The 13,109-nt window shown below is 57.7% G+C and carries 14 protein-coding genes; 5 read left to right on the forward strand and 9 right to left on the reverse strand.

Annotated elements, in window-relative coordinates; all coding sequences use genetic code 11:
• Nucleotides 1–43: 43 nt before the first annotated feature.
• Complete coding sequence (locus B0E33_RS01060; protein ID WP_023003884.1) at nucleotides 44–484, reverse strand: hypothetical protein; 441 nt, start codon at nucleotides 482–484, stop codon at nucleotides 44–46.
• 106 nt (nucleotides 485–590) lie between these two features.
• Here B0E33_RS01060 and B0E33_RS31065 point away from each other — a divergent pair, with 106 nt between their 5' ends.
• Both B0E33_RS31065 and B0E33_RS01070 read left to right on the forward strand, forming a co-directional pair.
• Nucleotides 591–1,436: a LysR family transcriptional regulator gene (locus tag B0E33_RS31065; protein ID WP_077290146.1), complete on the forward strand. Its 846-nt coding sequence runs from the start codon at nucleotides 591–593 to the stop codon at nucleotides 1,434–1,436.
• A 117-nt stretch (nucleotides 1,437–1,553) separates the two neighbouring features.
• Complete coding sequence (locus tag B0E33_RS01070; RefSeq protein WP_023003882.1) at nucleotides 1,554–2,588, forward strand: GlxA family transcriptional regulator; 1,035 nt, start codon at nucleotides 1,554–1,556, stop codon at nucleotides 2,586–2,588.
• 252 nt (nucleotides 2,589–2,840) lie between these two features.
• On the opposite strand, the gene B0E33_RS01075 is transcribed toward B0E33_RS01070, so the two are convergent.
• A complete protein-coding gene (locus tag B0E33_RS01075) occupies nucleotides 2,841–3,608 on the reverse strand; it encodes a sulfite exporter TauE/SafE family protein (RefSeq protein WP_077290147.1) in 768 nt (255 codons plus the stop codon).
• A gap of 37 nt (nucleotides 3,609–3,645) precedes the next feature.
• Nucleotides 3,646–4,452, reverse strand: coding sequence for a substrate-binding periplasmic protein (locus tag B0E33_RS01080; protein ID WP_167579476.1), 807 nt, complete (start codon nucleotides 4,450–4,452; stop codon nucleotides 3,646–3,648).
• Nucleotides 4,453–4,664: 212 nt separating this feature from the next.
• Here B0E33_RS01080 and B0E33_RS01085 point away from each other — a divergent pair, with 212 nt between their 5' ends.
• The gene (locus B0E33_RS01085) at nucleotides 4,665–5,882 is read left to right on the forward strand and encodes a winged helix-turn-helix domain-containing protein (protein ID WP_077290149.1); all 1,218 of its coding nucleotides are present in this window, start codon (nucleotides 4,665–4,667) and stop codon (nucleotides 5,880–5,882) included.
• Nucleotides 5,883–5,946: 64 nt separating this feature from the next.
• Here the strand turns inward: B0E33_RS01085 and B0E33_RS01090 are convergent, their stop codons facing one another.
• Together B0E33_RS01090 and B0E33_RS01095 are read right to left on the reverse strand one after the other, a co-directional pair.
• Nucleotides 5,947–7,353, reverse strand: a complete 1,407-nt coding sequence (locus B0E33_RS01090; protein WP_077290150.1) for a nicotinate phosphoribosyltransferase — start codon at nucleotides 7,351–7,353, stop codon at nucleotides 5,947–5,949.
• A gap of 56 nt (nucleotides 7,354–7,409) precedes the next feature.
• On the reverse strand, nucleotides 7,410–8,474 hold the full coding sequence (locus tag B0E33_RS01095; protein WP_077290151.1) for an NUDIX domain-containing protein: 1,065 nt from the start codon (nucleotides 8,472–8,474) through the stop codon (nucleotides 7,410–7,412).
• A 253-nt stretch (nucleotides 8,475–8,727) separates the two neighbouring features.
• Between B0E33_RS01095 and B0E33_RS01100 the strand changes: the two genes are divergently transcribed.
• Nucleotides 8,728–8,931, forward strand: a complete 204-nt coding sequence (locus B0E33_RS01100) for a YgaP-like transmembrane domain (RefSeq protein ID WP_031270681.1) — start codon at nucleotides 8,728–8,730, stop codon at nucleotides 8,929–8,931.
• A 124-nt stretch (nucleotides 8,932–9,055) separates the two neighbouring features.
• Here the strand turns inward: B0E33_RS01100 and tdh are convergent, their stop codons facing one another.
• From tdh to B0E33_RS01120, 4 genes are all read right to left on the reverse strand, one after another.
• Nucleotides 9,056–10,096 (reverse strand): L-threonine 3-dehydrogenase, encoded by a 1,041-nt coding sequence (gene tdh / locus B0E33_RS01105; RefSeq protein ID WP_062489103.1) that lies wholly within the window; start codon nucleotides 10,094–10,096, stop codon nucleotides 9,056–9,058.
• The gene (locus B0E33_RS01110; protein ID WP_077290152.1) at nucleotides 10,093–11,280 is read right to left on the reverse strand and encodes a glycine C-acetyltransferase; all 1,188 of its coding nucleotides are present in this window, start codon (nucleotides 11,278–11,280) and stop codon (nucleotides 10,093–10,095) included. Before B0E33_RS01110 ends, tdh begins: the two co-directional genes overlap by 4 nt.
• 157 nt (nucleotides 11,281–11,437) lie before the next feature.
• Nucleotides 11,438–12,064 (reverse strand): LysE family translocator, encoded by a 627-nt coding sequence (locus B0E33_RS01115; protein ID WP_075281506.1) that lies wholly within the window; start codon nucleotides 12,062–12,064, stop codon nucleotides 11,438–11,440.
• A 46-nt stretch (nucleotides 12,065–12,110) separates the two neighbouring features.
• Nucleotides 12,111–12,494: a RidA family protein gene (locus B0E33_RS01120; RefSeq protein WP_077290153.1), complete on the reverse strand. Its 384-nt coding sequence runs from the start codon at nucleotides 12,492–12,494 to the stop codon at nucleotides 12,111–12,113.
• Between the two features lie 84 nt (nucleotides 12,495–12,578).
• Here B0E33_RS01120 and B0E33_RS01125 point away from each other — a divergent pair, with 84 nt between their 5' ends.
• Nucleotides 12,579–13,109, forward strand: coding sequence for an Lrp/AsnC family transcriptional regulator (locus B0E33_RS01125; protein WP_077290154.1), 531 nt, complete (start codon nucleotides 12,579–12,581; stop codon nucleotides 13,107–13,109).

Raw genomic sequence — 13,109 nt, forward strand, 5'->3', positions numbered from 1 at the left:
GCCATCCGGCGATGCCGGACGGCCACGCCACCTGCATTACACGTCAGCGTCTTTCTTCAATTGTCGTCACGGTTTCCCGAAAGAAATCGAGCTTTCCGTTGTCTTCGTGGCTGAGGATATAGGTGATGCTTTCACATTCGCAGTTCCTGACAGGATAGAAGAACCGTTGCTCGAAACGGGTCAGGAACCATCCCTGCCCCAATGCCTGGGAGGCGAGAGCGAGAATATGTGTTCCCTTCGGAAAAACGTCCTGTGCAAGGCGCTGCAGGACACCAGCCATTTCCTCCAGCCCGGAGGCCACCTGCCAGGCAACGTCGGTTTCATCGCGGTAGTGGTCGATACGGAAGTCCAGTTGTTCCGACAGTTCGCCGAAGAGTTCCGGTGACCCTTTTTCAAACAGATCAAGCACACGATGAATGGCGATCGGTTCGGTTCGAGGCAGCGGAAAGGTTTCTGACGGAGACAGGGGTATTGCGGAATTCATTCGGGAGTTCCTTCGGTACGGCGTTGCAATTGACCGCCCGAGTTGTGCCCTCAGCTTGTTTCGCAGTATACTCCTATGATTTCTATCGTTGATATAGGCAATTCCTATGCTTGAAGTGACCCCGCTTCGCTATTTCGTCAGCGCCTTCGAATTGGGAACGATCAGCGCAGCAGCGATGGGACACGGTATTTCCCAACCGTCCTTGTCCCAGGCCTTGCAGAAACTTGAAGACGCGATTGGAACGTCGCTGTTTGTCCGTTCCCGCACCGGGTTACGCCCGACACCGGCTGGCCGCGATTTGTATCACCATGCCCAGTCTATCCTGCGGGCTGTCGGAGAGGCCGAGAACCGCTTCCTGAAAGAACCCCCACTTCGCCTGAGCCTCTATACGGCGCCCGATATTCTGCTTCCCGCGTTTCAGGGGGCGTTCCATGCCCTGCGCACCACTTATCCGACACTGGAAATGCGTTTCGAGCAGGCAGCGGCGGACGCGGAACTTTCTCTGGTCGACAAGGCCTGTTCCCCCAGGAGCCACAAGTACCGGGAACTCTACAGCGAGCCTTATGTACTTGCCGTTGCAAGGTCTCATCCGCTGGCCGGACGCAACAGGATTTCCATGAACGACCTTCAGTCCGTTTCCCTGATCTCCCGCAGGTATTGCCCGAATTATGATGCCCTGCTGGCTGAATTCGCCCTGGCGGGCCTGCCGTTGAACGTTTCAGCTGAAGCTGTCAACGATCAGCAGGTACTGGAATTGGCCGGATTAGGCTTTGGCGCTGCCATCCTTCCAGCCGGTCATTTGAAGATGAAGGATACTTTGACGGGCGTCCCGCTCGACCATGAAGGCCTGGAGCGGCGCAGCGTCGGCATCGCGGTGAAAAAGACAGCATTTGCCGATGAAATGTTCCGCACCTGGATGACGGGCTGGGCAACGCTGCCAATTCGTTTGTGACATTTACGAGAATATCAGGTCTGTAAGCGTTTTTTATTTGACAGATAAATACAAACTGCAAAACTTGCTGAAAGCCAAAGACAAATGGCAATAATACCTTCCATAGAGGCACAGTAAATGTCCGGACGCGCGCACGATGAATCAGGCCAGAAGATAGCATTCGTGCTCATGGAGCGATTTTCCATGAACGCTTTCGCCAGCGTTATCGAACCTGTCAGAATAGCAAATCGCCTTTTGGGAAGAGAGTACTACCAATGGACAACTTATTCGCTTGACGGGAATCCCGTCACGGCGAGCAACGGCTGCGAAGTCGCGGTCAAAAAATCTATTCGCGACCTGCACGATGCCGACATTACACTTTTGTGCACCGGCATCGACGTCGAGCGCCTGCCGCTGGACACGGAACTCGGCAACAAGCTGCGCCGTCTGAACGCAATGGGCCGCACCTTTGGCGCCATCTGCACCGGTGCCTATCTGCTTGCCCGGTATCATCTTCTCGACGGTCGCCGCTGCACCATCCATTGGGAAAACCTGAGATCCCTGCGGGAAGAATTTCCGGATGTCGAAGTAACGTCCGATATCTTTGCGATCGACCGCAACTGTATCACCTGTGCCGGCGGCATGGCGTCGCTCGACATGATGCTGCGCCTGATCGCGATCCAGCATGGTGCCTATCTTGCCCATGAAGTTGCCGAAGTCGCGCTCTACCAGAACATGCGTTCCGGCGAATCTGCGCAGCGCCATGACATCGAGGCCCGGACCGGCATTTCGAATGCCAAGATCCTCGACGCGATCCGGATCATGGATTTGCATATCGAAGACCCGCTGAGCTGCCAGCAACTTGCGATGACGGTCAACCTGTCGCCGCGCCAGCTGGAGCGCCTGTTCCGGCGTCATTTCAACTGCACGCCCGGCCAGTACTACTTGCGCCTGCGCCTTGAAACCGCGCGCGACCTGTTGCGCCGGACCAGCCGCCCGGTGCTGGATGTCGCTTTGGCCTGCGGCTTTGCCTCCACCTCGCATTTCACCAAATGCTACCGCGAGCGCTTCTTGTGCACACCGACGGAGGAACGTCAGTCCTACCAGTGGGCCAACACCAAGACGACATCCGGGGTCGGCACCGCCACCCCCATGCGGCTGATCGCCAAGTAAGACACGACCTGAAAAACCAGTTCTCGAACGCCGCGGTCTTCGCGGCGTTTTTTTGTAGCCCGCCATGGTCAACCAGGACGTAGAGTAGCGAAGATCCGTGATCGGTGAGCCGAGATCTGGCGAAACAAGCCGAAGACGACAGCGAACACAACGTTTCCACTGTCCCGGCTCGCGCTTTGCTTGGCCGGAATGACATTGGAAACGCAAGTCCTTGACCGTGGTCCAAAGCGCCACGAATTCTGCTGGAAAAAGCTAGAGCAGGCGCCAGAGACCCAGTGGAATGAGGTAAAGGCCAAGGGCGAGGATTGCTGCCAGCACGAGCCGGCGGAAACCGGCCTCCGACACTTTCTTGCGCGTGTGCTGTCCAAACCAGACGCCGGACAGGGCCGGTACGACCAGCGCAGCAGAGGCCACCGCTTCCTGGCCTCCCATCAGTCCGAAACCGCCAAGTGAAATGCCGAGCGCCGTCGTCGACAGCAGGAATAGGAGACCCATTGCCTGGATAAGTTCGTCTCGCGTGAGCCCCAGCGCCTGCAGATACATGACACCGGGCACCGTGTAGGACCCCGTCAGTCCCGAAAGGACACCGTTGACCAGCCCGACGACCACTCCAACCGGGACGACCCGGTTTTCCGGAATATGCAGCACCAGCCCTGCAAGCATCGGCACCGCGTAGGAAACCATCAGTATCCCCAGAAGCAGATCGGCAGCACCTTCCGGCAACTGGGTGAGGATGAAGGTTCCGGCGGCGAGCATCACCACGGCTGACACCAGAAACGGCCAGAGACGGGGCAAGAGAACGCGCAGGTAACCACCTGACAGGCTTTGCCAGAGGTTGGTCAGGAATGCCGGCCAGAGGATAAGGACCATCGCCTTTTCGACACCGACAAACACAGTCATCAGGCCAAGCCCGATTGTCGGCAATCCGAAGCCCACAAGCCCCTTGATGAACCCTGCGCTCAGAAACACCAGCACGGCAATCAGTATCAGTCCCGGACCGGCTGCGCCTAAATCCGTCACGCCTTCACCTGTTGCTGCATGGGGTCTCTTGCTTCTTCTATCCGTCGCCCGTGGGCAGAGTGTAGCCTTCGATCAGCTTGTTCAGCTCACCGGATTCACGGCGACGCTGCAGTTCCTCATCAAAGGACTCCAGCATTCTTATACACGGTGTCGCGCGGGAGAACAGGAAATGAACCGTGTTGACAGCCGCAGACCACGGCAGGACCTCGACCTTTCCTTCGACCCCGGCTTCCTGGATCATCATCTCGCCGTCCCGGCGGGCAATGACCAGATAGTCGGCCTTATCCTCTGCCAGCAGGTACATGTTGGTCTTGAAGTCGTCGAAGGGTTGCCGATCGATGGACAGTTTGGCAGCCGCATAGGTCTCGAATTCTTCGCCAAACGATGCCCCGAACGGTGCAACGCCCCTCAGTCCCGCAAGGTCTTCAAGAGATGCAGGGCGAATATCCAGGCTGGTGCGGACAAAGACACCGACATCTTCGTGCATGACCGGCAGACTGACGCCGAACTTGGCGAGCCTTTCGTCAGTCAGATAGGCCCCCGCCAGGACGTCGATCTGCCCATGCTCAAGCAATGTCAAAAGCCGTTTCCACGGCAGATCCGGCCCCATGACCAAAGGCAAATCCAATGCTGAAAAGATTTCAATTGCGAGGTCAGGAAGCACACCATTGAGGCCGACATCGGCTTCCTGGCGCATGGAAATCGGGTACCAGACACTGGAACCGTTCAACTTGACGGAGGAACAGTCATTCGTGTCGGCACGGGCAGCAGAGGACAGTGTCAAAGCCAGGCAAGCAAGACCCGAAACCAGTATTCTCTTTCTCAAATGATTGAAAACACTCATTTTATACCGCTCAAACAAAGCCATGAATGAAGTCAGGCAAATCAGTGAAACTTCTTTTGACTAATCGGTCAATCAAAAAAACACGTTTTACGTGTGCATGCGTTGTATTTGCGGTTTCATTTTGACAACGGCATCTACGGCTCTTGCAAAAATTCACAATAAGATCCCTGCGGTCATTTTCTTTGAAACCTGGAAGATGCTAGCCTTGCCGCATGAGTGCCTCCCCCCTGCCCCGGCTGCCGAATCGTATCGCTCGGCAGCTCTTCCTCGAAAGACACGGCCTTGCATCCGCCCCCAAGGGAACCGGAAAAGGCGATGATCTTGCTGCGGTCATAGACCAGATCGGCTTCGTGCAGCTCGACAGCATCAACACTGTCGCCCGCGCGCACCACATGATCCTGGCTACCCGGCGACCAGCCTACAAGGAAAAGAACCTCAAGCTTCTTGCCGAGCGTGACCGGCATCTGTTCGAGCATTGGACGCACGATGCGTCGGTCATACCGACAGAGTTCTTCCGGCATTGGCGCCTACGCTTCAGCCGGGACAAGGAAAACCTCATCAACAGATGGCGCAACTGGCACCAGAACGAGTTCGAACGGAAATTCGACGAGATTTTGAACAGGATCAGCGACCATGGTCCGGTCACGTCGGCATCTGTTGGTGAAGACGAGCAACGCAGCAATGGCGGCTGGTGGGAATGGCACCCCTCAAAGGCAGCACTCGAGTTCCTGTGGCGCACCGGCGAATTGTCGGTAACCGGCCGGAACGGGTTTCAGAAAGTCTACGACCTGACGGAACGGGTCATTCCGGCGCAACATCTCAATGCTGCTCATGACTTTGAAGAAACGACAGATTGGGCAGCCCGCTCCGCGCTCGACAGGCTGGGCTTTGCGACCTCCGGCGAGATTGCTGCCTTCTGGGACCTGATCACGCCTCAGGAAGCCAAGGACTGGTGCACGGCAGCAAAGGCTGCGGGCACGATTACCGAAATTGAAGTTGAGTGTGTCGATGGATCCTGGCGGAAGGTGTTCGCCTATCCGGAGACGCTGGATACCGTTTCCGAGCTTCCCGAACCGCCTTCGCGGGTGCGGATCCTGTCGCCGTTCGATCCTGCACTTCGCGACCGCAAAAGGGCCGAGCGCCTGTTCGGTTTCTACTACCGGATCGAGATCTTCGTTCCCGAGCCGAAGCGCCAATACGGCTACTACGTCTTCCCTGTCCTGGAAGGCGACCGTTTGATCGGCCGCATCGACATGAAGGCACTCAGGAGCGAGAACAGGCTTCATGTGCGGGCCTACTGGCCGGAACAAGGCATCAGAGCCTCAAAGGGCCGGGAGGCCAAACTACAGGCGGAGCTGGAACGCACCGCCCGCTTTGCCGGCGTTTCCGACATTACCTACGAACCGGATTGGCAACGGACGGCCCTTTAGCCGTCCGCACCACTGTTTCCAGTGCTGGCCGTCATCCGGCCAACACCATGGGTCAATCATGTGGTCAGCTCGCTACCCTTTCCAACAGGTGCTTACGGGCCAGAGCGCGTACCTCTTCGAAAGTCCAGTCCTTCACCAGCATGCCATTACGGTAGACCGTCTGCAACTGATCGGTTCTGCCGCCAACCACTTCGAGACGAACCGCGCTCAGCACGCCGTTTTCCAGGACCGTCGCCTGCCGACCGGCCTTGGAGGCCTTGCCGGGATCGGTCGCCGGGTTCTTGGAGACATCGCGCCAGGTGCCATCAGCGGTTTTCATCGCATTTGCCTTCATGGCAAAGCGCATCGTGTCCCGGTTGACCTGCTGCAACAGTCCCCCGCCCATTCCGACGGCGATGTTGTCGACCGACCAATTGCGACGCACCAGCTCTTCCACCAGTTGCCTGATGGTGTCGAGCTTCATGCCGTCACCCTGAATGACGCGAACCGACGGATGCAACACGCGCGCACCCTTGCTGTTTTCCGAGCCGCCGTAGTGCTGCCAAAGGGTTTCCATAACCTTCAACGGCATTTCGACAGGGTCGCCGGAATCCGGGCGGATGACGACCGTTGCCCCCGATTTCCGCACCTCGTCCTTCAACCGGCCGCACCACAGGTTCTCGACAGCATTGCCGAGATCGTAGCTGTCTGAAACGACCGCCACCAGAGCATTGGGACGGCCAAACTGCACCAGCATGTTCCGGTACGCGTCGACTTCCCGCTCACGGCCCCAACTCGTCATAGTCGAGTGTTCAGCAGCCGGGATGGAAAAGCCCGCCACATCCGCGCCGTACCAGGTCATGGCCGCTTCCAGAGCTTCCATGGTGTCGGTGCCTGCAAAGTTGACCAGATGGGCCATGCCGCCAAGAGCGGCGCTTTCGGCAGAAGATACACCGCGCGCGCCAAAATCGTGCAGCTTGAACGGGATCTGGCTGTCCGGATCGTCGGACGTTTCCAGAAGACCGCGATACAGGATCTCCTTGCACTTGAAAGACAACGTCGCAACCGTCGACGGGTACCAGACCGACCGCAACAAGGCGGTTTCCACCCAGGTCGTCAGCCAGGGCATGCGCTCGTCGGTGTTTTCCACCTGAACCAACGGCACACCACTCGGTGCCAGTGTTCCTTCCGGCAGCGCCTTGATCTCCAGCGGAAACAGGCCACCATGATCTGTCAGGATCTGTTCCCAACCTTCCCGGTTGAAGGGAACGCCATGGGCGGCACAGATCCGATCAGCCGCCGCAATGTCCGATGCCGTGATCGGCTTGAGAAGCACGTCCTTCAGGTAAGTTTGCAGCCCGAAGAACAGGACGCTGTCCGAAAACGGATTTGGCCTTGCTTCCAGGTAAGCAGAAATCCTGCGGGCCTCCGGAGGGTATTGCTTGAAATGCGACTGCTTGTAGCTGTCAGTCGCCAGAAGTGGATTTGTCATTGTGAACTCCTCACGTGACAGGTGCGATTGCCTGCGGGCCTCCCCCGCGGGCGCTGTTACAGGTCCGCCATCAGCTGGATGATGGACCAGTGATCTTCGAAGAACTGCTCGGACTTCAGGTCGCCAAGGCGATGCCAATTGGCTGACCTGGCATCGTCGCCACCCGTGACTGAAAACAGTTCGCGCCGTTCAGGCAGGCGAAACAGAAACGCGTGGGTGATGATGCGGCCACGCAACGACCGGTCAGGATGGTCGAAGACCCTTGTCTTGGTTCCGTCTATGAAAGACGCCAGCATCGCCGGGGGGATTTCTCCCTTGTGGTCGCTGATGGCGGTTTCTTCCTTCAACTCGCGGATCGCGGCATCCTTTATGCTTTCACTGGGATCAAGGAAACCGCCGGGCAGAGCCAGCAATCCCTTGCCGGGAGCCTGGCCGCGCTCGACCAGAAGAATGTTTCCGGACTGGATGACGACGGCATCCACCGTCACGAACGGTCCCCTTCCCCATTGCCCGGGATAGGCATCCAGGTACTCGGCCTCTTCCAGAAGTGCACGAAAGGTCTCCGTCAGAACAAAGGCTTCCAGCCACTCCACCACGCCGGCCGACAGAACCGACCGCGATATGACCGGGATGCGCTGGAACAACTGCCTGCGCACGTCTGTCGACGAGAAGGTGCCGTATTGGCTCGCCAACTGCACATTGCCCCATTCGGGAAACAGCTTGAGATAGTAACTCGTGCGGTCCTTGCCATAGCCTGCAAGCGCGATCTCGATATCCTGCAAGCCATGCAGAACGACACCGCCCTTGTTGTAATCGGCAAGCACGGTTTCATTGACGGCTCGCTGAACCTCGGCGCACCAGGCAGCATCCGAATAGGGATGATCCGAAACAGGCTTCAGGATCAGACGGCCGGTGGTCAGCTCGTGCTTGAACACCTTTGCGAACATTTCTTCGCGTTCGGCGCAAGTGAAGGGATTTCGCGGGCTGCGCGCCTGACCGGAAGACCCGATCAGCACGATCAGCGTATCGACTTGTTCCAGAGCAGATCTGATGACGGCCTCATGGCCGGCATGCAACGGCTGAAAGCGGCCGACAAAAACACCGTAGTGAAATTTGGACATTCGAGCCTCCCTCGAATTTATGGAATGCAGCCGAACTCCTCGGCTGCATCTCATCTAATACTCATTTTGAGCATTAGCAAGAGAATAATGCTCAAAATGAGTATTATTCTCTTGTCGATCCGGAATTTGCCGCAATTACGCCGGTGAGATCCCTGCTTGGCGATATGTCACCCCGGAACCAGGGACCTGTTCAACGCGGTAAAATGGGCGCATAATTTCTCTGTTTCGAATGAATGAAACTTGGGAGAATACGATGACCGTCGAACGCGCCATTCTTCTCGTGGTCGGCCTGCTGATACTTGCGTCGGTATTGCTGGCTGTCTACGTCAATCTCAACTGGCTTTGGCTCACCGGAATTCTCGGCGCCCATCTCGTCCAGGCTTCCTTTACCGGACTTTGCCCGGTGGTGATGGTCCTGAAAAAGCTGGGATTGCCGCAGAAATCCGGCTTTGCCTGAAACGGTGCAACGCCACCAGGAAAGAAACGCGCGCGAAAAGATCGCCCTCGATCTGATCGAGAGCGATCTTGCGTCACTTGATTGTTGACGTAGCTGCTGAAGTTCCCTTCGCCATTCAGCCGGCTCATGTCCAACTGAGTACTACCTTGCCGGCTTCGCCGGACTTCATGGCAGCAAAACCTTTTTCGAAATCATCGACACCAAACCGGTGCGTGATGACATTGCGCACGTCCAGACCGTTCTGCAGCATGGCAATCATCTTGTACCAGGTCTCGAAAATTTCCCGGCCGTAAACGCCCTTGATCGTGATGGCCTTGAACACGATGCGTGACCAGTCGACGGGCGACTTTCCGGGTGGGATACCAAGCAGTGCGATCCGCCCGCCCATCACGAGGTTCTCGACCATCTGATCGAGCGCTACCTGACTGCCGGACATTTCCAGGCCGACGTCGAAGCCTTCCTTCATGCCGAGTTTCTTCTCGATGCCTTTCAGATCTTCCCGGGCGACATTGACCGGCACCACGTCGGCCACCTTCGTTGCAAGGTCGAGACGCGCCTGATTGATATCGGTGATAACGACATTGCGCGCCCCGACATGACGGGCAACAGCAGCGGCCATGATGCCGATCGGACCGGCTCCGGTGATCAGAACATCCTCTCCAACCAGATCGAAACTGAGTGCGGTATGAACCGCATTGCCGAGCGGGTCGAGAATGGCGCCGATCTCATCGTCGATCTCGTCCGGCAAAGGCACAACATTGAAAGCCGGCAAGCGCAGATATTCTGCAAAGGCACCCTGCTCGTTGACGCCTATGCCGCGGGTTTCCGGATCCAGATGAAACTTGCCCGCGCGAGACTGGCGTGAGTGCCGTCCGATCAGGTGCCCCTCGCCTGAGCATCGCTGTCCGATTTCAAGGTCGGTGACGTTCTTGCCGAGTTCGACAATTTCGCCGGCGAATTCGTGACCGGTGATCATCGGCACCGGCACGGTCTTCGACGCCCAGTCGTCCCAGTTCCAGATGTGAATATCCGTGCCGCAAATGCCGGTTTTATGGATCTTGATCAGAACGTCGTCCGGACCGATTTCCGGCACCGGCGCGCGGGTCATCCAGAGGCCCTCCTTCGGTTCGGACTTGGACAGCGCCTTCATCTGGTTGCTGGTCATGACAGAACCCCCGTCGCCTTGCCGGCCTTTTCGAAGGCTTCCAGTGCGCGGTCCAGGTCGGACCGGGTCAAGGCCGCGTTCATCTGCGTGCGAATGCGGGCCTGACCGCGCGGCACCACAGGAAAGAAGAAACCGGAGACATAGACGCCTTCCTCAAACAACTTTGCCGCCATTTCCTGGGCCAACTTTGCCTCGCCCAGCATCACCGGAATGATGGGATGCTCGCCCGGCAGAAGCGTGAAGCCGAGCGCTTCAAGGCCTGCACGCCAATAGCCGGCATTGTCGAAAAGGTTCTTGCGCAGATCGTCCCCCTTTTCCACAAGGCGGATGGCCTCAAGACCGCTCATGACCACTGCCGGTGGCAGGGAGTTGGAGAAGAGATAGGGCCTTGCCCGCTGGCGCAGCAGGTCAATAACCGGCTGAGGCCCGGCAATGTAACCACCAATGCCGCCGCCCAGCGCCTTGCCGAGTGTTCCCGTCAAAATATCGACATCGACCCCGAAATGCGCCGGGGTGCCCTTGCCCTTCGGCCCCATGAAGCCGGTCGCGTGGCAATCGTCGACCATCACCACGGCATCATATTGCCTGGCGAGTTCGGTCACGCCAGGCAAGTTGGCCAGATAGCCGTCCATCGAGAAGACACCGTCGGTCGCGATCATGATATGGCGGGCTCCGGCGGCTCGGGCTTCCTTCAGCTTCTCTTCCAGATCCGCCATATCGGAATTGGCGTAGCGATAGCGCCGGGCCTTGCACAGGCGAATACCGTCTATGATCGATGCGTGATTGAGCGCGTCCGATATGATCGCGTCCTCAGGGCCAAGCAAAGGCTCGAACAAGCCGCCATTTGCGTCAAAACAGGCCGCAAACAGAATGGAATCGTCCTTGCCTAGAAACTCGGCCAGACGCTGTTCAAGCTGGCGGTGAATGTCCTGCGTTCCGCAAATGAAGCGCACGGACGCCATGCCGTAACCCTTTGGCTCAAGTGCCTTGCGAGCAGCTTCCTCAAGAGCCGGATGATCGGCCAGACCCAGGTAATTGTTTGCGCAAAGGTTTATAACCTCGCGCCCGCCAACCGCGATCACACCGCCCTGCGGCGAGGTGATCAACCGCTCGCGTTTGTAGAGCCCTTCGGCCTCGATTTCTCTAAGCGTCTCGGAAATATGCGACAGAAAGGCATCGGACACAGGGCTTCCTCCGGCAAAATGGATATTTCCTCCACTATGCCGGATATTTGTCCGGAATAAAAGATTTGATTTCCGGTATCACGGATTCTTGCAACTGCCCTTCTGTAAGATCCAGGCGATCGCGTCAGCCTTTCCGGCCAGGAAATATCCGCAGATACTAACGCATTACAGTGACACCCGCCATTCGAAAACCTGCATAGAGCAAGGCAACCCCGGCGCATTTGTTGACGAGACCTACAACCCAGTTCTTCATCTCGCCACGGGTCAGGCGATCCCCCAGAAAGGCATATGCCGTGTAGGATGTCAGGTCGATCAGGAAAGTCGTCATGCCCATGATGAGGATCTGCGGAACAATGGGTGCATTGATGTCGAGAAACTGGGGCAAAATGGCTGCGAAATAGAGCAATGCCTTCGGATTGGCGAACTCGATCACAAAGCCCTGGGCGAACAACGCCTTCAGGCTGGACTGCCGCCCGGACCGTTTGACGCGGATTGCGCCTGCCGGCGTGAAGAGTGCGGTCAGACCCAGCCAGACGAGATATCCTACACCGGCCCATTTGATTACCGAGAACACCAGGTTGGAGGCAATGATCAGTGAGGCAATGCCGGTTGCCGAAAGCGCAAAATAAACGGCATTGGCAGACGCAATACCAAAAACGCCACCAAGTGCCCGACGCCCACCATTGGCCGCCCCTTGCGACGCAACGGCCACGGCCGCCGCACCGGGAGAGAAAACCACGACAGCTGTCGTGACAAGAAAGATCAGATAGGTCTCGAACTGCATTGCTTTCTCCTGCGCTCGCCAGATTTGCCGAGAACTGCTGCTTCGCCTAAGCGGCCGCGACAATTTCGATTTCGATCATCCACTCGGGTGTCAGCGTTCGAACCACAATGGCCGTGGTCGGGACGCGTCGGGTGCCCAGCGCCTCCAGTCGTGCGGCCTGGTTCTTTTCGGCATGGCCGGGATCTGAAAGATAACTGGTGACGCGGACGATATTGTCGGTCGTCATATCCGCTTCAGTCAGGATCCGGCGCAGGTTCACCCAAACCAGATCGAGCTGCTCTTCCAGGCTCTCTGGAGCCCGGCCGATTACATCAAGCCCCATGGTGCCGCTGACGAAGAGCAACCGCCCTGCACCGGTCACTTCCAGGGCATGCACATAATCCGGTGTTGCCGGGTAAATGCCCTTGTCCGGGTTGATTGTCCGCTCCATCAAGTCGAAGATCCTTCTTCCGAAGTCTGTTTCGGATATGACTGTTCAGACGAACACGATTCACCGCAACAAGGATCTGGCCGAATGAAATCAAATAAAGAGACCATTCAGAAAAACAGCACTCCCAGCCGCCCCGTGGACGCATTCGACCGAAGAATATTAGGCGAGCTGGTGCGCAATGCCCGGCAGACCTATGCCGAGATCGGGACCAAGGTCGGGCTGTCCGCACCGGCGGTGCATGACCGGGTAAAGCGGATGATCGCGTCCGGCACCATCTCCTCCACCAACGCCGCCATTGATCCCATGTCTGTCGGCAAACCGTTTCTGGCTTTCGTGCATGTGGATGCCAGCGGATGGGGCAAGAGCGAGCGGATGATGAAGCTGCGGGACTTTCCGGAAGTGGAAGAGCTCCATTCCGTCACGGGCGACTGTTGTGTCATCCTGAAGGTGCGGACGGCCAACGCCGACGCGATGGAACGCTTCCTTGCACAGGTCTATGCCCTGCCGGGCGTAAGGGCGACCAGAAGTTATGTGGTGCTGACGACGTATCTCGACCGGCCGGTGCAGGCGGAAGTCACGGAAACCTGGCCTGATGTGCCGCTGCCGGCTGTGTGA

Source organism: Roseibium algicola (genome assembly GCF_001999245.1).
Taxonomy (GTDB): Bacteria; Pseudomonadota; Alphaproteobacteria; order Rhizobiales; family Stappiaceae; genus Roseibium; species Roseibium algicola.